Origin of the sequence: Cohnella soli (genome assembly GCF_042655525.1) — a bacterium.
Classification (GTDB): Bacteria; Bacillota; Bacilli; order Paenibacillales; family Paenibacillaceae; genus Cohnella; species Cohnella soli.
Genome location: NZ_JBHSMI010000029.1, coordinates 354,891 through 378,126 on the forward strand (window position 1 = coordinate 354,891; position 23,236 = coordinate 378,126).

Sequence of the window (23,236 nt, forward strand, 5' to 3'; positions counted from 1 at the left end):
ACCATATGCCTTAACGGGTCGCACCCCGAACGAACGAAAACGATAGCGATTAACTCCAAGTGTCACAATAAAAATCCCCAAAGCCAATTAAGCTTTGGGGAGTGCTCCTGGATACATCGCGGCTGGATATTCGCTTGGCCTGCCGATCAAATAACCTTGCGCGTAGTCGAAGCCCATCGCCCTGAGCAGTCGCAGCTCCTCCGGCCGTTCGATGCCTTCCGCTACCGTGCGGATGTTCATCTTCTTCGCGAAACGCACGAACGTGCGCAGCATATGTTTCTTCATTTCGTCCTGATCGGCCATTCGGACAAGCGACCGGTCGATCTTAATATAATCAGGGCTCAGCTCTACGATCGACTGCAAGGAAGAATAACCCGCGCCCGCATCGTCGATGGCGATCTCGTACCCTTGGCTCCGGTAGTGCGCCAATATTTTTTTCGCCGCTTCGAAGTCGTCGATCGAACTTCTTTCCGTCAATTCAAAAACGACTTGACCCGGAAAAAGCCCGCGCTCGGTCAACAGGCGAATCGTCTGGCCCGACACGAAATGCGGATCGTTCATGATACCCATCGTGACGTTAATAAAAATTTTCTGAAGCGAGCCAAGCGTCGGGCAATGTCTGATCGCCTTCTCCCTGGCGAGACGATCGAGCGAGAACGCCCGATTACTTTTCTCCGCATAGCGGAACAAAGCGAGAGGTCCATCAAACAAGCTGCCTTCCGGGCAGCGGGTCAACGCTTCGTAACCGAACGTTTTCCCATCGACGAGCCGCATAATCGGCTGATAGACGCTGCGGATGCTGCTTTCCGCAAGCAACCGGTCTAGCTCGAGCCGCAAGTCCCAATCCTGCTGATCGACTCGAGAATCCCGCATTTGCATCATCGCCTTCTGAACGCCTTCATAGACGATGTCTTTCGCACTGGACGTCGACCAATCCCGCAATCGGGCACACCCGATGCCCCGCTCTCGAGAGCGCAAATAAGATGCGGACGAGTTATCATTCAAAGAAGAGATCGAAGCTCCGCTTCCCGCTTCCGCGATCATCGCCTCCCGCACGCGGCGGGCCAAACCGCGCAAATACGGCTCGCTTTCCTCTTCGGCGATCCCCTCCGGCATAACCGCATACAGCCACAGATGTCCGCCGACTTCGTCTCCGTACCAAATATCCCCACGTCCCATGGACGCATCCAACCATTCCGGCCATCCGTAGCCGTCATCCCGATTAACGGAAGTAAGCGCGCTCGGTCGTTCGTGGAGATCGATGCCGATAATGCCGATCGATCGATGATGGGTCGCTCGCTCCAACGAGCGCTCCAAACCAAACCATGACGTATTCATTCGAGTAGCCACCATCTTCCGCATATTGAATCATATCGCCTAAACCGTCTTCTGTAATGTATCAAATAGATGTAAACGCGACCGACATATTTTGTTAATACCCGATTAAATTCGATTGCATCAAACCAACTGATTCCGCAAGCCAAGCCTTTCCTGAACGATCGAATTGCCCGCGATTTTCTTCGCTTTTTTCTTAAGCAGCGCCGCCTTCTCCGACAACGTCTCCGGCGTCAATCCTTCCGACGACTCGCAGCGCAGCAGCGATATCGACATCGATAGACCGGTCGCCTCAACCGCCCGTCCAGACCGGTCCTCGATCGGAGCGACTCGCCCTTTGTCCTCGTATGCAGCGATGCCTCGTTCGAACCTTGCGATCATGTCGGCCGCCAGTTCTTCCGCATCTGCGCCCGAGCAGATCGCTATGAAGTCGTCCCCACCGATGTGGCCGACGAAACTTTCCGCCGTCTCTCTCGCCCTGACCGTCTCAAGCAACGTTTCTCCGGTATAACGAATGACGTCGTCTCCGCGTTGGAAGCCGTAATGGTCGTTATACCATTTGAAATGGTCCAAGTCGGCGTACAATACATCGAACGGACGGCCATCCGCCAGCCTGCGGACGATTTCCCTTCGAATCGGTTCGTTGCCGGGTAATCCTGTCAGCGGATTCGCCCATTGCGCGTCCGCCATTCGCGTTTTCGTTACCCACTCGAGCAACGCCTGAATCGATGTAATTCCCGTCACGATACCTTCCCGAGTAATGATAACCGCATCATACAGCTTGTCCGGTTCGCGGGCCATCGCCATCTGCGATGCCTGATCGACGGATATCGATTCGTCGACAATCATCGGATGCGCATCCATGATTTTGCCGACGGAACGGTTCCAGTAGAGCGGCAAGCCGAATTGTCCGGACAGAAGCTGATGAAGCTTTTCTTTCATAAGTAAGCCGACCGGCTTGCCGTTTTCTGTTATAACGATGCCTTGCTCCACTCGGTGCATTTCGAAATATCTCGATACTTCCGACACTTGCGCGTCCCGACTGAACTGCATGACCGGGGACGCAAGCTCCGACAACGCGCCGGACGCCCCTTTGTATTTCCTTTTCACCCGCTGACGGATGGCTTGACCGACCTTTTGGCCCGATGAAACGTATCCTTCGTGGTCGTTCCCGATCCATGCGCCTTGCGCATAATTCACGCCGCCGTCTATGAGCGCGGGAAGTTTGTCTTCCCGGTTCAACCCTCCTGCGATCAAGACGATCTGCTCTTTTCTCGCAATGGCGATCAATGCTTGCAACAAACTTTCCTCTACGGAATCGATCGAGCTGCCGTCGCTCCCGCCGACATCGATAGTCGCGTAATCCGGATGGAGATCCTTCATTCGACGCAGGGATGACATGTTCGGCTGGACGCCCGGCAAGGCGATTCGGAACCCTTGCGTGCGGTAGTGGCTCAGCGCGGCCTTCGCCGTTGCAACTGATTCGTCCCCTCCTCCAACAAGGACCAGCACAACATGTTCGCTGCGCAGATTCGCAGCCTCAATTCTTCTCAGCGTGCTGCCGGGATATAGCCTTGGGTCGTAAATAATTTTGGCCGGCACGGGAAGGAATAGTTTAATATCCCCGTTGCGGGAAGGGAACCCTCGAATGGCTGCTTCCCGGAACTTGCGATCGTTCTCGAACAGCCTCCCGTCGTGATCTGCCAGCTCATAGAACGTTTTCGCATCGATCTCCGCACCGTTCCTCCGACTGACCGGAATGGCTTCGTAGCCATAAAGCGAGCCGTCCAGAAGGGAGACGATCGGCCGGTAGCGGACATCGACATTTTCCTCTGCCGGATGAATGCCCATCTCGGACAGCGGCAGCCGAACGATCGGCCCTCCCGCGAATGTCAACTGCTGCCACGCGCGCTCGTATGCGCCAATAATTGCGCTTTCCCAAGCTTTCATAGACATCGTTGCGTGCATGCCTCGGACGGCATTCGCCTCCACGATCCAGGCGAACCCGCAACGAAGCGAACTGCCAAGCTCAAGCGAAGCCGGCAATCGGTGCTCTTTCAAGACGCGAACCGCCATATCCCGGAGCAAGAAAGCCATTCTGCCCGCCTCAGCTTCTGCCGCTCCTGCGTCCCCATCTTCTACGTCCGGGAAAGCTACCGCTAACGTTAATGTCGTCTCGCTTACGTTCCATTGCGTTAACGTGTCCGTTACCTTCACGAGACGCAGCGCGATCGCTTCGAGCGATCGACGAACTCGGGCTTGCCCCCTGCCCGTCCACTCGGCTTGTTGACCTCTCTCCCACCTAAGCAGAAAAAGACCGCTTGCCTGCCATTCGCCATGTTCGTCTGCCCAACCTGCCGCCAGCGATGTCATGTGACTTTCCATTTCTTGGATCATGCCTCCACGCCTCCGGTCCAGATGATTGCGTTCGACATCAATATACAAAAAGTAACATAATTCTGTTCGCGGAAATGCGGCTCTTTGTTAACGCTGCGTAAATGTAAGGCAAAAAACCGCCAATGCTTCATTGGCGGTTTTTGGGGCACTACAAGCAAATTGTATATTATTGGTTCAGGTCCGGACGTTTGCCTGTCATTAAATAAACGACGCTCTCCGCAATGTTCGTAGCATGGTCTGCGATCCGCTCAATGTAGCGGCCGACGAAGCTGAGCAGCATGGCCTGACTGACGATTTTCGGATTCTCAGCCATAAACGTTAGCATTTCGCGAATGATTTGCGCATACAACGCGTCGACTTGATCGTCATCTTTCGCGCTTTTGTACGCGAGGTCGATGTTCTCGTCCACGTACGATTGCAGCGATTCTTGAATCATAACCGCAACAATTTCCGCCATACGAGGCAGATCGATAAGCGGCTTCATTAGCGGCTGACCGTCCAAGCGAATAACGACTTTTGCGATGTCGACGGACAAGTCGCCCATGCGCTCGAGGTCGGACGAAATTTTGAAAGCGATCAGAATGCGGCGCAAGTCTTTAGCAACCGGCTGCTGCGTAGCAATCAGCTTCGCGCCGATCTCGCCGATTTTCTCCTCCAACTGATTAAGCTGAATATCCGATTTGACGATCGCTTTGGCGCTTTCCGCATCGCTGTTTTTGAGCGCCTCCATCGAATCGATAAGCGCCTTCTCTACCCGATCGCCCATTTCCGCGAGTAATTTCGTCATTTCTTCCAAGCCGTGATCGAATTCCAAACGTTTTACCATCATCCGAATTCATCCTCTCCCGGTTTCAGCCGAACCGTCCGCTAATGTAATCTTCCGTGCGTTGATCGGTCGGGTTGGAGAACAGTTGCTCCGTCTCCGAATACTCGACGACTTCCCCGTTCAGGAAAAACACGGTTTGTTGCGATACGCGCGCCGCCTGGTGCATGTTATGCGTGACCATGACGATCGTGTAGCGGTCTTTCAATTCCTGCGCAAGCTCCTCGATTTTTAACGTGGAGATCGGATCGAGCGCAGAAGTCGCTTCGTCCATCAGCAGAATATCGGGCTCGACCGCGAGGGCGCGGGCGATGCACAGCCGCTGTTGCTGACCGCCGGAGATACTGTTCGCGGAACGCTTCAAGTGATCCTTTACTTCGTTCCAGAGCGCTGCCGATCGCAAGCTTGTTTCGACGATCTCGTCCAGCTTCTTGCGATCGGAGATGCCATGAAGTCTTGGGCCGTAAGCGACATTGTCATATATCGATTTTGGAAAAGGGTTCGGCTGTTGAAACACCATTCCGACGCGCTTGCGAAGCGTCTCGACGTCTACTTCTTTCGAATAGATGTCGGTGCCCGCGATTTCTACTTTGCCTTCGATGCGAGTTCCGGGAATCATGTCGTTCATTCGGTTGAACGTCCGAAGCAGCGTCGATTTGCCGCAGCCGGACGGTCCGATGAAAGCCGTGATCGCCTTCTCCGGAATTTCCATGTTGACATGCTTCAGCGCGTGAAATTCCCCGTAAAACAAATCCAGGTCATTGATTTCGATAATGGAGTTCATAGCCGATTCTCCTCGTCAGTTGGTGGAAAACCCGTTTATCCGAACCGCCCGGTAATGTAATCGTTCGTTTCCGGTTTATGCGGATTCGTAAAAATCGTAGTCGTCGCATCGTATTCCACGACTTCCCCATTCAGGAAAAATGCCGTCTTATCCGATACGCGAGCCGCTTGATGCATGTTGTGCGTTACGATAATGATGCAATAATCCTGCTTCAGTTCCGCGATCAGCTCTTCGACTTTGGCGGTCGATACCGGATCGAGCGCGGAAGCCGGTTCGTCCATCAGAATGATGTCGGGCTTGACCGCGATCGAACGCGCGATGCACAGCCGCTGCTGCTGACCGCCGGATAACGCAAGCGCCGAGTTGTGCAGCCGATCTTTCGTTTCGTCCCATAGCGCCGCTTTGCGAAGCGACTGCTCGACGATGGCGTCCAGCTCGCTTTTCTTCTTCGTGCCGTGATAACGCGGACCGAAGGCAATGTTCTCGTAGATGGACTTGTGGAAAGGATTCGGCTTCTGCCACACCATGCCGATCCGTTGGCGGAGCGATACGACGTCTGTTGTCGGGCTATTGATGTTTTTATCTTTGATCCAAATATCTCCCGTCACTTTACAGCCCGGAATCAGATCGTTCATTCGATTCAAGCTGCGGAGGAACGTCGACTTGCCGCAGCCGGATGGGCCGATCAACGCCGTGACCTGCTTCTCTTCGAAAGAAAGCGAAATGTTTTTGACAGCTACCCGTTCCCCGTAAGCGACGCTAAGGTTAACGGCAGATAATCCGGTGTTCTGGCTCATGTCGGTAACCTCCTATTTATTTGATCGCCGTGAATTTGCGGTACAGATAACGGCCGAGCCATCTCGCGCCGAAGTTAAACAGCAGAACGGTAATGACGAGCACCGCGGATGCGCCTGCGGCGATTTGGCCGGCATCTGGCGCAAGCCCCTCGGAGTTGATTTTCCAAATATGAACCGCCAGCGTCTCCGCCGGACGGAACGGGTTCAACGGCGAGAACGGGCTGAACGGATTCCAATTGGTAAAGTCCAGTCTTGGCGAACTCATACCCGCTGTGAACAATAGCGCAGCCGCTTCGCCGAATACGCGTCCCGCCGACAAGATCGTGCCTGTCAGAATGACCGGCAACGCAATCGGCAGCATGACGGACGTTATCGTCTTCCACTTCGATAAGCCGAGCGCAAGGCTCGCTTCCTTCTGCTCGCGCGGCACGCCTTTCAAACCTTGTTCCGTAATGCGCACCATGAGCGGTAAGTTGAACACCGTTAACGCTAGCGCGCCCGAGAAGAGCGAGAACCCGAAACCGAACAAGTTAACGATGACGAGCAAGCCGAACAAACCGACAATAATCGATGGAACGGACGACAGTACCTCAACGATAAGGCGAACAGCGTTGGTCACTCGATTCGCCGGTGCGTATTCGCTCATATAGATGCCCGCGCCAAGCCCGATCGGAATCGTAATCAACATCGTTAATACGAGTAAGAACACCGAATTGAACAACTGCGGGCCGATGCCTCCGCCTTTGCGAATCGTTTCCGGCGCGGAGGTGAGGAAGTGCCAGCTAATATGACCGACGCCGCGGAACAGAATATACCCGAGCAAGCCCGCCAACAATAGAACGATAAATGCTGCGACCGTTACGAATACGCCTGTTGCGATTTTATCCGCTGTTTTCGCGTTCATGATGCCTTCCTCCCTTCGAGCCAGCGTACGATAAAGACGAAGATAAACGTCATTAGCATCAGGATGAGCGCTAGCGACCATAGGGCATTATTCGCAAGCGACCCCATTGCCGTATTGCCCATGCTGAGCGTAATCGCGCTCGTCAGCGTCGAGGCCGATTCGAAAAGCGACCGCGGAATATGCGGTGCATTGCCGATGACCATCTGGACGGCGAGCGCTTCTCCGAACGCTCTCGCGATGCCAAGTACGATACCCGTCATTAAAGCGGGCAGCGTCGTCGGAAGCACGATGCGATATATCGTTTGCCAACGCGTTGCGCCGAGCGCGAAAGAACCTTCTTTAAGCCCTTTCGGCAGCGCGGACAACGCATCGGTTGCTATCGTCGTTATGGTAGGAAGAATCATGATCGACAGGACAAGTGCGCCTGCCGCAACCCCGATGCCTTGACCAGGGAATACGTTACGGAAAAACGGCACGATGACGCTCAGGCCTACGAAGCCGTAGACAACGGACGGAATGCCCGCAAGCAGTTCGATGACCGGCTGCAAATATTTGCGGCCGCTGCGGGGAGCGATTTCGATCATAAACACCGCCGCGCAGAAGCTAAGCGGAGCCGCGATTATTGCGGCAAGAATAGAAGTGCTGAAAGAACCGAAAATAAACGGAAGAGCGCCGAGTAAAGGCGGTTCCCCTTCGGGAGCCCACTTTAATCCCGTCACCAGGTCGATAACGTTCACGCCATTGACGAAAAACGTGCTTAGCCCTTTGGAAGCGACGAAGTAAACGATGGAACAAATAGTTGTAACGAGAAACAGGATACACAAGAGCGTATAAATCTTGCCGACCCATTCCTCCGCAAGATGCGGCTTCGCATGTTGTCGTTCAGACGTTCGAGCCATAGGCCTCTCCCTTTACGCAAACCGATCAAGAGGCTAGCCGGGCTGCCTCTTGATCGGCGCAGGATATATGGAATTGCGATTATTTCGAAACGTTGCCGGTAGCGTCGCGCTTCACTTTCATTTGGCTAACAGGGATGTAGCCAAGCTCAGTTACGTCGCCGTTTTGAATTTCATCGCTTACCATGTAATCCAGGAAAGCTTTTACAGCTGCATCCGGTTCGCCTTTCGTGTACATGTGCTCGTAAGCCCATACCGGATACGTTCCGTTCGCCACATTGTCCGCAGTTGCTTCCACGTTCTCGTATTTCACTGCTTTAACGGAGTCGTCCAAGTAAGACAGTGCCAAGTAACCGATCGCTCCCGGCGTTTCGCCGACCAATTTTTTAACCGTGCCGGACGAATCTTCTTGAATCGAACCTTGCAGATCTTCCGTTTTCTGACCAATCGCAAATTTCTCGAACGTAGCGCGAGTACCGGAGCTGGACGGACGGTTGATGATTTGGATCTTCTGATCGTTGCCGCCTACGTCTTTCCAGTTCGTCACTTTGCCCGTGAAAATATCGACCAGTTGCTGTTTCGTCAAGTTGTCGACGCTCACTTCTTTGTTAACGACTGCCGACATCGCGACGACTGCAACTTGGTGATCGACGAGTTCTTTCGCTTTGTCCGCATCAAGCTTCTCTTCCGCGAATACGTCGGAGTTGCCGATTTGCGATTGACCTTCAGACACTTGCGTCAAGCCTGTGCCGCTGCCGCCAGCTTGTACTTGGATCGATACGCCGGAGTTCGCGTCCATGAATTTCTTCGAAACTTGATCTACGAGAGGCTGCAGCGCGGAAGATCCGCTCGCAAGGAAAGATCCGGAAAGATCCCCGCTTGCATTGCTTCCGCTATTATTGCTTTTGCCGCATGCGGCAAGTGTCAACGTCAACGTCAGGGCCATCGTCAGCAACAAAGGTTTTTTCATTCTAGTAGGTTCCCCTTCCAACTCTATCGATTTGGCTTACAGAACCTATTGTAGAGTCGAACGATTAACCGAATGTCTGACTAATGTTAACGCAATGTAAAAACACTCCCCTGAACATTAACAATTTCTCACAACAGATTAACGATTTTTTCTCTCTTTGATCCAGAGAGGAATCCGGAACACAATATTAAACATCAGGATGATGAATACGAGCACGGCTGCCGCTTTGTCGGAGATCGACACCGCATCCGGTACGATGGCTTCCGATTGTACGTACCAGAGATGGACAGCAAGCGTCTCGCCCGGAGAGAGCAAATTGAAATCCCACATTTCGCCCGAAGTCGTAACCCCTGCCGTTAAAATAATAACCGCGCTCTCGCCGAACGCACGACCGGCTACCAAACAAATACCCGTTATGAGTCCGCTCATCGCCGTCGGCATAAGCGCTCTGCGAATGGTCTGCAGATGAGTGGCGCCGAGCGCGAACGAAGCTTGCTTCAATTCTTTCGGAACGGCGCGGATCGACTCCTCCGTCACCCTCGTCATGACCGGCAAGTTCAGGAAGGCCAGGCTAACCGCTCCGCCGATGATCGTCAGGCCGATGCCCATCATTTCGACGAATAGCGCGATACCGAATAGACCGAAAATAATCGAAGGGACGGAAGCCAAACCTTCCACGCAGATGCGCACGAATGCGATCAGCTTGTTCGCCGGCGCGAACTCGGCGAGGTAGATACCTGCCGCCATACCAAGCGGAATGGAAATGAGCAAAGAAATGAAGAGCATGTAGAAGGAGTTGAACAATGCCGGACCGATGCCGCCGCCTTCTTCCATCTCGCTTGGCAAACCGAGGATGAAATCCCATGTTAAGCTCGGCAAGCCTTTTTTAAGTATGAGAAACAACAAACCGAAAATAAACAAGACGACGAGCGCGGAGACGAGCCATACGAAACCGGTAAACACTTTGTTTTTGGCGCGATTCCAACCTTTGCCTGTCTGGAAAGGGCTTTTCGTTGCGTTAGCCGCGACGCTCATGGTTGTGCCCCCTTACGCTGAAGCAGTCGAACTAGCACGATCATAAGAAGCGAAATAACGAGCAAAATAAATCCCATCATATAAAGCGCGTAGTTCCAGGTTGAATCGAACGGTACGTTGGCGATCTGCATAACGATGTTGCTTGTCAGCACCGAAGTTGGCTTAAAGAGCGCATTCGCGATCTGAGGCGTGTTGCCGATGACCATAACGACTGCCATCGTCTCGCCGATTGCCCTCGCCATACCGAGGATAACCGCATACATAATGCCGCTTTTCGCCGCCGGTATGACGACTTTGAACACCGTCTGGAATCTCGTCGCGCCGAGTGCGAAGGAAGCGTCCTTATATTTGCGCGGAACGGCGCTGATCGCGTCGTCGCTAATGCGGCTGATTGTCGGCAGCACCATAATCGTGAGCACGATCGCAGCTGCGAGGATACCGTCTCCCATATTCGTACCGGTTACGTCTCTGAGCAGTGGAATCAAGATCGTCATGCCGAGAAAACCGTATACGACCGACGGAATGCCGACGAGCAAGTCGAGCACCGGGCGGAGGAAATTACGCAGCCATTTCGGCGCCATCTCCGCCAGGAACACCGCGATGACAATCGAAAGCGGCACCGAAATGACCAGCGTTAAGGCAGTCAGAGCAAACGTGCCGAATATAAACACGAGCGCGCCGTAGCTGTCGTTCTCCGGCGTCCAGTCCGTAGACAGGAAAAACGTCGCGGGCGAAACGTCTTGGAACGTTAGTACGCCGGTTCGGAACATGAAGAACAAAATGCCGAATAAAATGATGCATACAAATGCGGCGCTCGCGATACATGCAATTTTGAAAAGTCGGTTATAGAACAAAAGCCTGTTTTTCCGGTCGAACGATTTGCCTGATCCGGATTTGATGCTGCCGCCGAGCTCGGAAGTCCCGGCAGTCGGGAGACGCGCAGGAGCAGTTGACTCCATTGACATCGGTATCGTCTTCCTTTCATGCAGAAACCAGCTTGGCTTCAGTTGCCGCGCTGGTTTCCGCTGTAGTTGAGTTGTGTCTATGCTGCCGAACGGTATATTACTACTTCATCGCGGAAATCGGGATGAATTTCAGCTTCTTCAGCGAACCGTTTTGGAATTTAGCGCTTTGGACGTACTCGATGAACGCTTTCGTTGCGCCCGTCGCTTCGCCCTTCGTCATGTAGTAGCCGTAGCCCCATACTTTGTACGTGCCGTTGATGACGTTCGCTTCCGTTGCGGAAACGCCGTTGATTTGCATAGCTTTCATGTTGCTCGTCACATATACGAGGTCGATGTAGCCGATTGCGTTAGGCGTCGTTTCGATGGCCGTTTTCATGTCGCCGCTCGATTTAACTTCTTTGTAGTTGCTGCCTTTCGTAATGAAGTCCGTGCCTTGCAGCGCCTTCATTTGGAAGTTAACGCGAGTACCGGAACCGAAAGCGCGGTTTACAACGATGATATCGGCGTCGGAGCCGCCAACGTCTTTCCAGTTCGTTACTTTACCGGAGAAAATGTCTTGCAATTGCTTCGTCGTCAAGTTGCTTACGCCGACGTTTTTGTTCGCAACAGCAGCGAACGGAATGACAGCGACTTTGTGCGGCACTTGGCCGTCGAATTTCTTGAAGCCCGGTACGTCCGTGGAAGCGTCCCAGTCAACTGCGCCGATGTCGGCAATGCCTTTGCGTACCGATTGCGGGCCTGTAACGGAACCAGCGGCGGAAGCGGAAATTTTTACTTTAGGGTTTAATTTCTTGAATTCGCTGGTAGCTTGAAGCGTCAGTGGAAGAAGTGCGGAAGAGCCGTTGATAACGATTTTGCCGCTAAGGGAGCTAGCTGCTCCGACTGCGGATACGGAAGAAGTGACGAGCGCGATCGCCATAGCGGCAACCGTTAACGATTTGAATAATTTCATGGATGGAAGTTCTCCTCTCGATTTTAGAAAATTCAGTTATTATTAGCGGGATGTCGGCTTCCAAAGGCCGTTGACATTCACGGACAGAATGCCGTCGTTAATGACTGCGAGCGGTGCACCGGATTTCGCGACGATTTCCGTTACGCCTTCGGATACTGTGCCGATTACGTTGGCGGAGCCGGTAGCCGCATTCACTTCGTATACGGATTGGCTCGAACCGTCGCCTTCGGTGAGCAAGTACCATTTGCCGTTTGACAGCGTCGCTTGATAGACGTCTTTCGCATCGAACAACGTTTTAACCGTTTTGTCTTTGCCGACTTGCAGCAATTTGGATTTCACGTTCGCATCGTCGCTTGCGCTGACGTATGTAACGGAAGATCCGTCTGCCGCTGCATGGATGAATACTTTGTCGTCGGTCGACGTCGTCAATTGCACCGCTTTAGCATCTTTGACAGCCGGGTCAACAACGAATTGGAACAATTGAGGCTCGGTGCCTTTCATGTCGATCGCCACGTCATCGTCCTCAACCGGCTTATTAGCGTCAGCTACGACCGCGCCCGGTTTCGTCACAGCATACGTGAACGTTTTGCCGTCAGTCGAGACGTCAAGGTTCGATTTGTAATCGACTTTGTCTTCGAGAATTTTGGTGATCTTGCCGTCAGCAAGATCCAGCTTCGCGATGACGCTGCCTTTGTCGCCTTGAAGGAAGTAGATCGCCGAAGCATCCGCAGCCCATACGAGTTCAGGTTTGATCGACGTGTCCGTGCTTACTTTCGTGGCGTTTTTGGAAGCGAGGTCGATGACGAACACTTCGCCTGCCGCATTCGTGTAAGCCGCTTTGTCGCCGTTCGGAGCCACGACCAGATCCGAAGCGTCTGCCGCATTGAGCAATTTCGTATATTGACCGGTTACGGCGTCAACGAGGTAGTCGATGCGCCCTGTCTCGGTTTCTTGGGAAGCGATCAACTTCGAAGCGTTCGCCCATTGTACGTGGTCGACGTCCGATACGAGATCCGCGTCGATCCAAGTAGCGCCCGTCACGTCTTTGTTGAACGAACCGCCAAGCGCGCCTACGAAATCTCTCATATCGATGAAGGTCGACCCGTTCACTGACTTCACGACAACGTCCAATTTTACCGCTACGCCGTCTACGTTCAGTTCATTGCTGCCAGCCTTAAACGTTGCGACATGGTCGTTCAGCTTAACCGTAACGACGCCGTTAGCCGATTGAATGTCTGCGCCAAGCTTGTCGCTCAGTTCTTTTACGGATACGAGCGTTCTGCCTTTTTCGAAAAACACGCTCAAGCTGACCGGAACGCCGTTCACGATATAACCGAACTTCGAAATCTTAACCGCGCTTGCTTTCGTTGCTGTCGCGACCGGAGCTGCGGACGCCGCAGACACGGCGGATACCCCTACGGCTAACGCGATTACAGATACAATAGACGCTTTTTTTAGCAACATCGACACTGATCACCCTTCTGAATATGGTAGGAATCATTTACTAGGTTTAGTATATTATCGATTTGTAAAGCGTTTATTCGAGTTTCGTATGCGAATTGTTAAATTTAACCGACCTTTGAGTTATGTGTCGAAAATTGTCATACTTGCAACTGGCGCATCAATTTCTTGAACGCTTCGAGCACTTCGCTGGACGTGTTTTCCGCTTCGCGCGATGCTTCGATCAGACTCGAAGCCGCTTCCCGGTTTAGCTCGGAAGAACTCCACAACTGCGCGAACGCGTCCTCCGTCTTCTTGACTTGACCGAATCCGCGATCGGCGCCTTGTTTGCCTTCGCTTACGAGTCTAGCCGCGGATTGAGCGGCTTCGGACATCGACCGAAGCTGGGAAGCGATTTGGCCGGCGGACCGTTTCGTCTGATCGGCCAGCATCCGAATTTCCTGGGCGACGACGCCGAATCCTTTGCCGTGCTCGCCTGCGCGCGCCGCTTCGATCGTTGCGTTAACCGCTAGAAGATTGCACTGATCTGCAAGATCCGATATCAATCGGATGATGCCGTCCGCAGCTGCGGTACGATGGGTTAACTCTTCGATCGCCTTTTCCTGCTTAACCGCATTCGTCGACCACAACCGGAACAATTGAAGCATGCCGTCCAGCTCTTCGCGGCCTTGATCGGTAATTTCGGCGATTCTTTCGCCGCATTCGATCGTATCGTTCGCCGCTCCGGTCACTTTGCCGACGGATTCGCTAATGCTGCCGATCATCGTCTCAGTGTCGCGAATCGTCCGAAGCTGTCTGCTGACCGCTTCACGTTGAAGCAGGCGCGATACGTTCAGCAAGTCGTTCACTGTCAGAATACCGACGAATTTGCCGTTGTCGGTCACGAGCACTGCATCGTAGAACGTCTCTTCTCCGCGAGACAGCGCCTTGTCAATCAGTTCCTGCGGAGCGACTTCGATATCGACGACAAGCGGCTTCGTTTCCATCATCTCTGAAACCGGGCGATGGCCGAACAAGGACATACCGTAGAGCGAACCAAGCAAGCGGAAAAAACGGGCTTTCATAATCAGACCGATCGGGTGATGGGCCTCGTTGCAAACGACGACGCAATCGAATTGCGTCTTGCGGCGGAACAGCGACACAAGGTCGTCGCTTTGCTGGTCAGGCGAAATGACCGGACAGCTCTTTATCCACTCGCGCATGACGATCGGCCGAAACAGCTCCTGGATCGCAGGCGCCGCTGCTTGAAGCGTTGACTGCGCCTGCTTGGCTGCTTGCTGCGGCGTAGTTACCCGTTGTTGCACGGCCGCTGGAGCTCTCAGTGCCGTGACGGACGGCCTCGGTTCGACGGTTGCCCCGACGGCTTCGTCTGCGAGCTCGGGTGATGCGGTCAGGCTCGGACTCATGAAGAGAACACCTCGGTTCTGCGTAATGTAGGAAATCATTACCTCTCCCCCTAAAGCTATCAAATCCGTGTCATCCATTTGTTCGAATACCGTTAACGGAATGTAAAGTTTGGGGCGGCGCAACATAAAGCATGCAAAAAAGCGCTTGAATGTTCTCATGGACACATTCAAGCGCTTTTTTCGATGACATACACGAAAAAATCGAACAACTCATCCCCGGACAGGGCTCGCAGGAGGCAGTTGAACGAAAAAATCGAGCAACTCACGCCTACTTATAAACAATCGGGCTTCTCTTGCGCTAACCAGTAATGAAGCAGTGTGGCAGACGCGCGTTTATACTTCGTCGATATTAACCCAAGCGCCGCGCTCGATCGACAAGTCGACCGCTTCAAGCACCTCTTGGCATTTCACGCCATCATAGAACGTTGGCGCGAATGGGGAACCGGTTGTGATGTGCTGCACGAACTCGTATACGATATGAACGAAAGCGTGCTCGTAACCGATAATGTGACCGGTCGGCCACCAGTTGCCGGCATACTTGTGGGACGGCTCCGTCGCCAGAATGCGGCGGAAGCCGGCCAAGTTCGGCTCGTCCTCGCGGAAGTACACTTCCAGCTCGTTGAGCTTCTCGAGATCCCAGCGGAGCGAGCCTTTGCTGCCGTGAATTTCGAACGTGTTATGGTTTTTGCGTCCGGCCGCGAAGCGAGAAGCGATGAACACGCCCATTGCGCCATTTTTGAAGTCGGCGAGGAAACCGGTCGCATCGTCAACCGTTACTTCGCCTTTTTCCGTCGCGGAGCCGGTGCCGGTCAAGCCGGAAGAGCCCGTCAGGATCGGACGCTCTTTCACGAACGTGCGATTATGCCCGACGACGCGATCAAATTCGCCGATCAGGAAACGGGCGAGGTCGATGCTGTGCGCGTTGATGTCGCCATGCGCACCGGAGCCAGCGATTTCTTTCTTCAGCCGCCACGCAAGCGGCGTGTTCGGATCGACGAGCCAGTCTTGCAAATAAGTCGCCCGATAGTGATGAATTTCTCCAAGACGGCCTTCGTCGATAATTTGTTTCGCAAGCTGTACGGCAGGCAGGAAGCGGTAGTTAAAGCATACAGCGTGTTTGACGCCGGCTTTCTCCGCAGCGGCGAGCATTTCGCGCCCATCCGCCAAGTTCAGCGCAAGCGGTTTCTCGCAGAATACGTGTTTGCCGGCAGCGATCGCCGCAAGCGTAATTTCCTTATGTGCGTCGCTTGGCGCATTGATGTCGACGAAGTCGATGTCATCGCGCGCGACCATTTTACGCCAGTCGGTCTCGTACGACTCCCAGCCGAACTTGGCAGCCGCGTCTTTGACGCCTTGCTCGTCGCGGCCGCAGATTGCTTTCATCACCACGTCAGCCGCCGGGTCGAAAAACATGCCGACATCTTTGTACGCATGGCTATGAGCTTTGCCCATAAATTTGTAGCCAACCATGCCAACGTTCAGTTTTTTCTCGTTTACGCCCACCACATTTCACCCGCGCTTTCCTGAAGAATAACCGAATTAAGGAATTTAGCCGCTTTCGTGAACCCTTCGTTCACGCTCATGATGCCATCCTCGTGCTCGATGCTGATCGTGCCTTCGTAGCCGACCAAACGGAGTACGCTGACGAGATCTTTCCAAAACTCCTCGTCATGTCCGTATCCGACCGTACGGAACACGAACGAGCGGTTCAAAATGTCGCCGTAATGTTTCGTATCCAGAACGCCGTTCAGCGCGACGTTGCGATTGTCGATTTTCGTGTCTTTTGCATGCACGTGATAGATACAATCGCCAAGCGCCTTGACGCACTCGATCGGATCCATGCCTTGCCAGAACAAGTGGGACGGGTCGAAGTTGACGCCGATGTTGTCTCCCGCTTCGCGACGGAGGCGCAGCGCTGTTTCCGTGTTGTAAACAAGGAAGCCTGGGTGCGACTCGATTGCGATACGAATGCCGTGCTTGCGGCAGAACGCGGATTGCTCTTTCCAATACGGAATGGCGACTTCGTTCCATTGCCATTCGAGAATAGTAAGGAAATCTTCCGGCCATGGGCAAGTAACCCAGTTCGGATATTTGGAATTCTCGGAGTCGCCCGGGCAACCCGAGAATGTGATGACTGTGTCGACGCCGAGTTTCTCCGCCAATTGGACCGTCGCGACGAAGTCGTCGTGATGAGCTTTAGCAAGCTCTTTGTTCGGATGCAGCGGATTGCCATGGCAGCTAAGCGCGCTAATCGTCAGTCCGCGGGAATCGACCGCTTCGCGAACACGGGTGATGGCCGCAGCATCGTTCACGATCGCTTGCGCGTTGACGTGAGCCGTTCCCGGGTAAGCCCCCGTGCCGATTTCAACCGATTGAAGGCCTGCAGCTTTCGCGGTGTCAAGCGCTTGTTCGAAAGATTGCTGTCCGAATAATACGATAAATACTCCTGATTTCACTGAGATTCACCAAACCCTTCATTGAAAATGTTCGTTCATTCAGCATGAAATATACTTTGCAATGTACGCGTGTTCATTATTCTCGCAAATCTATTTTACATGAAAAGGCGGGCGTCATGCTACTGTAATTTACCGCCTCCATCACGCTGCTAAACCGTATGCCAGCGGGGTGGCCAACCTCGCTAATGTTGCATTTTGCTACTATGAGACTTGGTCCACTCGCCGCACGGCTTTATACGAAGCTGATTGCTTGCCCCTTGCCTGCAGATTCATATACCGCCTCGAGAATTTCTTGTACGACAAGCGCCTGTTTCGCCGTCACGACGGGAGCTTGGTCATGCAAAATGGCGTTAATCCATGCGCGCGCTTCCTGCTCCGCCGCATCATCCGGCATCGGATTGCCTCCGAAATCTCCCGCCATCTGAATCTCCTGCGTATACAGACGACCATGCTGCTCTCCGTTGACGCGTAAACCTTTCCTCATGTCTGCCCCAGCCTTCGTCCCGCTTAAGGATACTTTCGCTTCATCCACGTCGAGCGTGTTCAGCGCCCAGCTCGACTCCAGCCATACGGTCGCGCCGTTCTTCATCGTAATCATCGCGAACGCCGAGTCTTCGACCGTGAACTTGGCCGGATCCCACGGTCCCCACAAGTTCGCTCCGCTGCCTTGTTCCGCCAGCTTTCGGTACGTCGTGCCAAGCACTGTGCGCGGTTCGTAATTATCCATCATCCAGAGAGCAAGATCGAGCGCATGCGTACCAATATCGATCAATGGGCCTCCGCCTTGTTTCTCCTTGTCGAGAAATACGCCCCAAGTCGGCACGGCGCGGCGGCGAACCGCGTGGGCTTTCGCCAAATACACTTCTCCGAGCTCACCTGCTCGACATGCCTCGTACAGCCAACGGCTGTCTGCGCGGAACCGATTCTGGTACGCGATGCTTAGCTTCTTGCCGGTACGTTCCGAAGTTTCAAGCATGCGGCGAGCGTCGTGCGACGTCCTGGCCATCGGTTTCTCACACAACACATGTTTGCCGTGTTCAAGCGCCGCGATCGAGATTTCGGCATGCGTATCGTTCGGTGTGCAGACATGCACGACATGAACGTCCGGGTCACGCAGCAACTCGTATACGTCATGGTACACCCTCGCGTCGTGTGTACCGAAACGATTTTTCGCATCATGTGCCCGGTCGGCGGCAACGTCGAAGAACGCAACCACTTGCGCTTCCGGGATTTTGGCAAGCGAAGGCAAATGTTTCCCTATGGCGATGCCGCCGCAACCGATCATGCCTACGTTAACTTTTGACAAAATACTTGTCCTCCTTGCGGGCAAGCCCTATTCAAATTACAATAAGTGTAACATACTCCGGCAATTTTCCCATTCGCCCTTCTACGAGAATATTATGTGATTTTGTCATTTAAGGGGATGAACCGCGCCCGTGCAAGCGACCAGAGAAAAGATCCAGTACGAGAATCCGCTGCTTTCTTTGCGCATCTGGCAACAGACCCGCAATCGCTCCGGTTCGGTGCCTTGGCATTATCATCCTGAATGTGAGCTGTTTCTTATTCAAGAAGGAGAACTAACCGTCGACCTGATTGACGAGACGTTCGAGATGAAAGCGGGAGACGTCGTTATTCTCGGTAACTCCCAACTGCACCGCGACACTAGCCCAGAAGGTAAACTTACGTATATCGTGCTTCAATTCGACTTGAATACGTGCTTCGACCAAAGCACAATCCCTTATTTGCAATATTTTAACGAGACGAAAGTGCCGCTTAGCGCGATGAATTACATTTTCCGTGAAAATCCCGAGGCACGTGCCGCAGCCGCCGAATGTATCCGACAAATTCATCAAGAAGCGCTGCAAAAGGAAAACGGTTATGAATTGGCCGTCAACATGCTGATCAAGAAGCTGCTTCTTATCCTTATTCGCAACGATTATCGAGGGCTGCTAGCGGATCAGGACCGGGTCGAGCGCATTCGGCTCAAACCTGTCCTCGATTTCGTCGAAGCGAGCATCGAAGATCGGATTACGGTGGATGAAGCTTGCAGGCTGGCGAATATGAGTTATTATTATTTCGTAAAATTTTTCAAACGCATCATGGGGCTCAGCTTCACGGAATACGTCAATTTCCGTAAAATCAAAAGAGCGGAGCAACTTCTCCTCACCCGCGATATGAGCGTCAGCGAAGTCGGCGATCATATCGGCATGGCCAATATGGCCCATTTCTACAAAATGTTCAAACGTTTTAATGGCTGCTCCCCGAAGGAATACCAACGCAAAATGCTTGCGTGGGGGCGGAAATAAGCTATCGGATCGCGAAGCACGCGCCGTTCTCCCTGGGTTACCCGGGGCGGACGGCTTTTTATTTTACTCCGGGGAAGGGTGGATTTATTACGATGGGCGACATTTTAACCATGCACGCGGATATGCGTTCTTCATATGACGAATGGATGGCGGGGCTGCTTACACTCAGCTCCGGCGAACGAAAAAGGAAGCTGCTCCGAGATAGACCGCATGCCGAGACGGCTTTTTTAATCCATGTCTGGTGGCCGACATTCGGGCATTTTAATCACTTGGAAGCCGAGTTTGAAATACGGGACTTCAAAGACGGTTGGCGTTATCTCGATTTCGCTTACATCACCGAAGGATTCAAAATATGTATCGAGATTGACGGATTCGGTCCTCATGCTCGGAACATCAATCGCACGCAATTCGCCGACCAGCTTATGCGCCAAAATCATCTCGTCATCGACGGCTGGATCGTCATCCGCTTTTCCTACGACGACATCATCGAGCGACCTCGTTTCTGCCAACAGATTATTCAGCAACTGTTCGGAAAACTCGGGATTATGGGATCGCACGCCCTTCCCTCACTTACGCCTTTGCAATCCGCGATCATAAGGTTAGCTGCTTCCTTGCCAGTTCCGCTAAAACCTCAAGACGCAGCGGCCCAACTGAACGTCCATCGCATTACCATTGCGCGAAACATTCAGCCGCTGGTCCAGATGGGGCTGCTTATCCCGACAAGATCTGATGTGAAACGTGTTTGCAGCTACCGGATTAACAAAGCGGCCTTGCCGAAATCACTACAATGAAGTCGTGGACGACCTTCTTTGCCGTTCCATTGTTGCATTTGCTACAATGAGCCTGCCGACGGCGGCTTTGCCCGCTCCATTGTTGCATTTTGCTACAATGAGCTTGCCTGCGTCGGCTTTACCCACCCTATTGTTGCATTTTGCTACAAAGAGACATAGACGCTCCCGAATTGCCTCGTCATTGTTGCATTTTGCAACAATGAGCTTGCCTGCGTCAGCAATGCCCGCCCTATTGCTGCATTTTGCAGCAATAGGAGCCCGAGGCACACCTACCGAAGCAAAAAAAACCTCGTCCGGCCTTAACGGCTCGACGAGGTTGCTTTGCGGTTGATGAACAGCTTGTACCCAACGCCGCGGATCGAATCGATCTGAACGCTTTGCTGGCCCAGTTCTAGTTTTTTGCGAAGCGAGCTGACGTGAACGTCTACCGTACGCTGGCCGCCGATATAATCGAATCCCCAGACGACGTTCATCAGATCGTCGCGAGTAATAACGATGCCCGGTCTCTCGGCCAAATACAGCAGCACTTCGAACTCTTTCGGGCGCAGCGTGATCCACTGGCCGTTCGAGAACACTTCATACTTGTCCGGGAAGATTTGCAGGTCGCCGATCGTGATGACCTTCTCCCCGCCTGTCGCCATTGACGGCTTGCTCTCTTCGTTACGCGACCGCCTCAGCACGGCAGACGTGCGCGCAAGCAGTTCCGCTACACCGAACGGCTTCGTAATATAGTCGTCCGCACCCAGTTTCAGCCCTTGGACGACTTCCTCTTCCGCGTTCCTCGCGGTCAAAATAATGACCGGCGTCTTCACGCCGTTCTGCCTCAGCTTCTGGAGAACTTCGAACCCGTTCATGCCGGGCAGCATCAAATCAAGAAAAATAATGGCGTACGATTCATGAATCGCCTTGTGCAGCCCTTCGGCGCCGTTGCCGACGACTTCTGTCTCGTAGCCTTCTTGGGATAGATTATAGGTTACAAGACGTGCGAGAGTCGGTTCATCTTCGATAATCAATACTTTATCCGACATGCGCCCCTCCGGTCCAGCAGGATTTTCCCCGCTTGTTTAAATCTCTTCCCTAGTTTTATCATACCACTGTAAACCGTTCGTCATGCAAATATTAACGCAACGTAAAATAGCGTTTTATTGGCATGATCGTTAAGGTTGAATGAGCGGAAGCTCCAGAATAAACTGCGACCCTATACCGACTGTGCTTTCGACCCGGATCGTTCCGTGATGCAGTTCCGTCAGGTGTTTGACGATCGACAAACCGAGACCTGTGCCGCCTGAGCTCCGCGATCTTGCCTTATCTACACGGTAAAATCGTTCGAAGATACGCGGAATATCTTTCTTCGGAATGCCGATGCCGGTGTCCGATACGGTTAACCGTACGAACTCCTCCGCACCGTCCTCTGGCGTAACGACGAACGCCCGGACTTTGACTTTGCCGCCATCCGGCGTGTAATTGATGCCATTTTGCATCAAGTTCATGACAATCTGGCCAAGCCGATCTTCATCCGCTTCCAGGAACAAGCCTTCTTCGACCTGAACGTCCAGTTCGATGTTTTTTCTCGCGGCCTCGGTTCCCAGCAATTCGGTCATCCGCGCGAGGAAAGCTGGCAGCTCGATTGGCGAGAACTGAAGCGGAGCTCGCCTTGATTCGATTTTGGACAACTCAAGAATGTCGCCGATAAGCCGGTTCAGTCGGTCGCTCTCGTCTTGAATAATCGTCAGGAAAGACCTGGCCGTCTCGGGATCGTTCACTGCTCCCGCAAGCAGAGTCTCGGCGAAACCTTTTACTGCAGCGACCGGCGTCTTCAGTTCATGAGAAACATTAGCGACGAACTCGCTTCGCATTCTCTCCAGCTTACGGATCGCTGAGACGTCCTGCATGACGAGAAGCAGTCCCGGTTCATCCTCTCCGCTCATTTTCATCGGAACAATATTAATTTCTAGCAGCCGTTCTTCCGGATAATACACCGTCAGTTCATCATGAAGCGGCATCGGGCTCGCCAAGCTTTCGCGGATGAGACCCGTCAACTCATAATGCTGCTTAATTTCTGAATAACTTCTTCCCACCCGTTCCCGAGCCGTGCCGCCTAACAAGAACTCGGCTTGCTTACTGAACAGCGTAATCCGGCCATCGTGCGCGATCATGACAACGCCGCTTATCATATTGTCCAGTACATCTTGCAGGCGAGTACCGTTTTGCCGAATCTCGTCCAGTTGGCCTTGCAAGCTGCCCGCCATCGCGTTCAAAGCCCGGGCAAGCTCGCTCATCTCATCCCGACCGGACTCCGGCACACGTATGGCGTAATCCATGTTGGCCATCCGTTTCGCGGCTGTTGTCATCCGCTCGAGAGGCCTCGTGACGCTAAGCGCGACACGATAGCTGACCACAACTGCAACGGCGAAGAGCAAGAGCAAGCCGAATATGAGCGCAAGCCACATATTATCCAGGCTTCGTTCAATATCGCCAAGGCTCATCGACAGCCGGATGATGCCTTTCGCTGGTCCGCCGTTCTCCCCGCCAACTTTGAGCGCGACATACATCATGTTCTCGCGCAATGTGTCGCTATAACGGACACTCGTTCCCGTTCCGCCCTCGAGCGCTTCGCGGATCTCTTCCCGGGAAAGATGGTTGTCCATCGTCGCCGGCTCATGATCGGAGTCACCCATCACTTTGCCGTTCAGATCGATATAGGTCACCCGCATGCCGGCGATTTCTTTGAACCGCTTGGCTTCTTGCTCCAGGTAGGCTGACTGCTCAGCCACATCACCGTCCTCTGGCCACGGCGTAGCCGCGTTAAGCACATGGAGTTCGCGAATCATATGGTCCCGTAGCGCGTTCTGATGATTTCGTTGATACGAATTTCCCATGAGCAATCCCGCGGCCAATACGGAAAATCCGATTAGCAGGACAAACAGTGTGGTCAGCTTTAGCCTAAACTTGGTCATA

Annotated in this window: 20 protein-coding genes; 2 read left to right on the forward strand and 18 right to left on the reverse strand. The window is 53.3% G+C overall.

All coding sequences use genetic code 11. The features are described from left to right. Positions 1-87: 87 nt before the first annotated feature. The 16 genes from ACFPOF_RS21975 to ACFPOF_RS22050 form a co-directional block, all read right to left on the reverse strand. Positions 88-1,338: an EAL domain-containing protein gene (locus ACFPOF_RS21975; RefSeq protein ID WP_378136637.1), complete on the reverse strand. Its 1,251-nt coding sequence runs from the start codon at positions 1,336-1,338 to the stop codon at positions 88-90. A 120-nt stretch (positions 1,339-1,458) separates the two neighbouring features. After that, positions 1,459-3,732, reverse strand: a complete 2,274-nt coding sequence (locus tag ACFPOF_RS21980) for an EAL domain-containing protein (protein WP_378136639.1) — start codon at positions 3,730-3,732, stop codon at positions 1,459-1,461. Between the two features lie 166 nt (positions 3,733-3,898). Beyond that, entirely contained in the window at positions 3,899-4,558 is a 660-nt protein-coding gene (gene phoU, locus ACFPOF_RS21985; protein ID WP_378137113.1) for a phosphate signaling complex protein PhoU, read from the reverse strand. A 25-nt stretch (positions 4,559-4,583) separates the two neighbouring features. Next, entirely contained in the window at positions 4,584-5,339 is a 756-nt protein-coding gene (pstB, locus tag ACFPOF_RS21990) for a phosphate ABC transporter ATP-binding protein PstB (protein WP_378136641.1), read from the reverse strand. A gap of 35 nt (positions 5,340-5,374) precedes the next feature. After that, a complete protein-coding gene (pstB, locus tag ACFPOF_RS21995) occupies positions 5,375-6,136 on the reverse strand; it encodes a phosphate ABC transporter ATP-binding protein PstB (protein ID WP_378136643.1) in 762 nt (253 codons plus the stop codon). A gap of 16 nt (positions 6,137-6,152) precedes the next feature. Then, entirely contained in the window at positions 6,153-7,040 is an 888-nt protein-coding gene (gene pstA, locus ACFPOF_RS22000; RefSeq protein ID WP_378136645.1) for a phosphate ABC transporter permease PstA, read from the reverse strand. After that, complete coding sequence (pstC, locus tag ACFPOF_RS22005; protein WP_378136647.1) at positions 7,037-7,939, reverse strand: phosphate ABC transporter permease subunit PstC; 903 nt, start codon at positions 7,937-7,939, stop codon at positions 7,037-7,039. Before pstC (ACFPOF_RS22005) ends, pstA (ACFPOF_RS22000) begins: the two co-directional genes overlap by 4 nt. Positions 7,940-8,018: 79 nt before the next feature. Further along, complete coding sequence (locus ACFPOF_RS22010; protein ID WP_378136649.1) at positions 8,019-8,906, reverse strand: phosphate ABC transporter substrate-binding protein; 888 nt, start codon at positions 8,904-8,906, stop codon at positions 8,019-8,021. A gap of 138 nt (positions 8,907-9,044) precedes the next feature. Beyond that, positions 9,045-9,941, reverse strand: a complete 897-nt coding sequence (gene pstA / locus ACFPOF_RS22015; protein WP_378136651.1) for a phosphate ABC transporter permease PstA — start codon at positions 9,939-9,941, stop codon at positions 9,045-9,047. After that, positions 9,938-10,906 (reverse strand): phosphate ABC transporter permease subunit PstC, encoded by a 969-nt coding sequence (gene pstC / locus ACFPOF_RS22020; protein WP_378136653.1) that lies wholly within the window; start codon positions 10,904-10,906, stop codon positions 9,938-9,940. The genes pstA (ACFPOF_RS22015) and pstC (ACFPOF_RS22020) overlap by 4 nt, the downstream gene beginning before the upstream one ends. Before the next feature lie 100 nt (positions 10,907-11,006). Beyond that, the gene (locus tag ACFPOF_RS22025; RefSeq protein WP_378136655.1) at positions 11,007-11,858 is read right to left on the reverse strand and encodes a phosphate ABC transporter substrate-binding protein; all 852 of its coding nucleotides are present in this window, start codon (positions 11,856-11,858) and stop codon (positions 11,007-11,009) included. A 42-nt stretch (positions 11,859-11,900) separates the two neighbouring features. Then, positions 11,901-13,322: a stalk domain-containing protein gene (locus ACFPOF_RS22030; protein WP_378137115.1), complete on the reverse strand. Its 1,422-nt coding sequence runs from the start codon at positions 13,320-13,322 to the stop codon at positions 11,901-11,903. A 137-nt stretch (positions 13,323-13,459) separates the two neighbouring features. Beyond that, positions 13,460-14,764 carry a methyl-accepting chemotaxis protein gene (locus ACFPOF_RS22035; protein WP_378136657.1) on the reverse strand — a complete coding sequence of 435 codons (1,305 nt, stop codon included), beginning with the start codon at positions 14,762-14,764 and terminating at the stop codon, positions 13,460-13,462. A 294-nt stretch (positions 14,765-15,058) separates the two neighbouring features. Further along, the gene (locus tag ACFPOF_RS22040; protein WP_378137117.1) at positions 15,059-16,195 is read right to left on the reverse strand and encodes a Gfo/Idh/MocA family protein; all 1,137 of its coding nucleotides are present in this window, start codon (positions 16,193-16,195) and stop codon (positions 15,059-15,061) included. Between the two features lie 23 nt (positions 16,196-16,218). Continuing rightward, the gene (locus tag ACFPOF_RS22045) at positions 16,219-17,181 is read right to left on the reverse strand and encodes a sugar phosphate isomerase/epimerase family protein (RefSeq protein WP_378136659.1); all 963 of its coding nucleotides are present in this window, start codon (positions 17,179-17,181) and stop codon (positions 16,219-16,221) included. 232 nt (positions 17,182-17,413) lie between these two features. Next, positions 17,414-18,487, reverse strand: a complete 1,074-nt coding sequence (locus tag ACFPOF_RS22050) for a Gfo/Idh/MocA family protein (RefSeq protein ID WP_378136660.1) — start codon at positions 18,485-18,487, stop codon at positions 17,414-17,416. A 130-nt stretch (positions 18,488-18,617) separates the two neighbouring features. On the opposite strand from ACFPOF_RS22050, the gene ACFPOF_RS22055 reads away from it, so the two are divergent. Both ACFPOF_RS22055 and ACFPOF_RS22060 read left to right on the forward strand, forming a co-directional pair. Continuing rightward, positions 18,618-19,487, forward strand: a complete 870-nt coding sequence (locus ACFPOF_RS22055) for an AraC family transcriptional regulator (protein WP_378136662.1) — start codon at positions 18,618-18,620, stop codon at positions 19,485-19,487. 92 nt (positions 19,488-19,579) lie between these two features. Then, positions 19,580-20,278: a DNA-binding response regulator gene (locus tag ACFPOF_RS22060; RefSeq protein ID WP_378136664.1), complete on the forward strand. Its 699-nt coding sequence runs from the start codon at positions 19,580-19,582 to the stop codon at positions 20,276-20,278. 299 nt (positions 20,279-20,577) lie between these two features. Here ACFPOF_RS22060 and ACFPOF_RS22065 read toward each other — a convergent pair whose 3' ends face one another. Beyond that, entirely contained in the window at positions 20,578-21,306 is a 729-nt protein-coding gene (locus ACFPOF_RS22065; protein ID WP_378136666.1) for a response regulator transcription factor, read from the reverse strand. 129 nt (positions 21,307-21,435) lie between these two features. Then, positions 21,436-23,235 carry a two-component system histidine kinase PnpS gene (gene pnpS / locus ACFPOF_RS22070; protein ID WP_378136668.1) on the reverse strand — a complete coding sequence of 600 codons (1,800 nt, stop codon included), beginning with the start codon at positions 23,233-23,235 and terminating at the stop codon, positions 21,436-21,438. Between the last annotated feature and the right edge of the window lies 1 nt (position 23,236).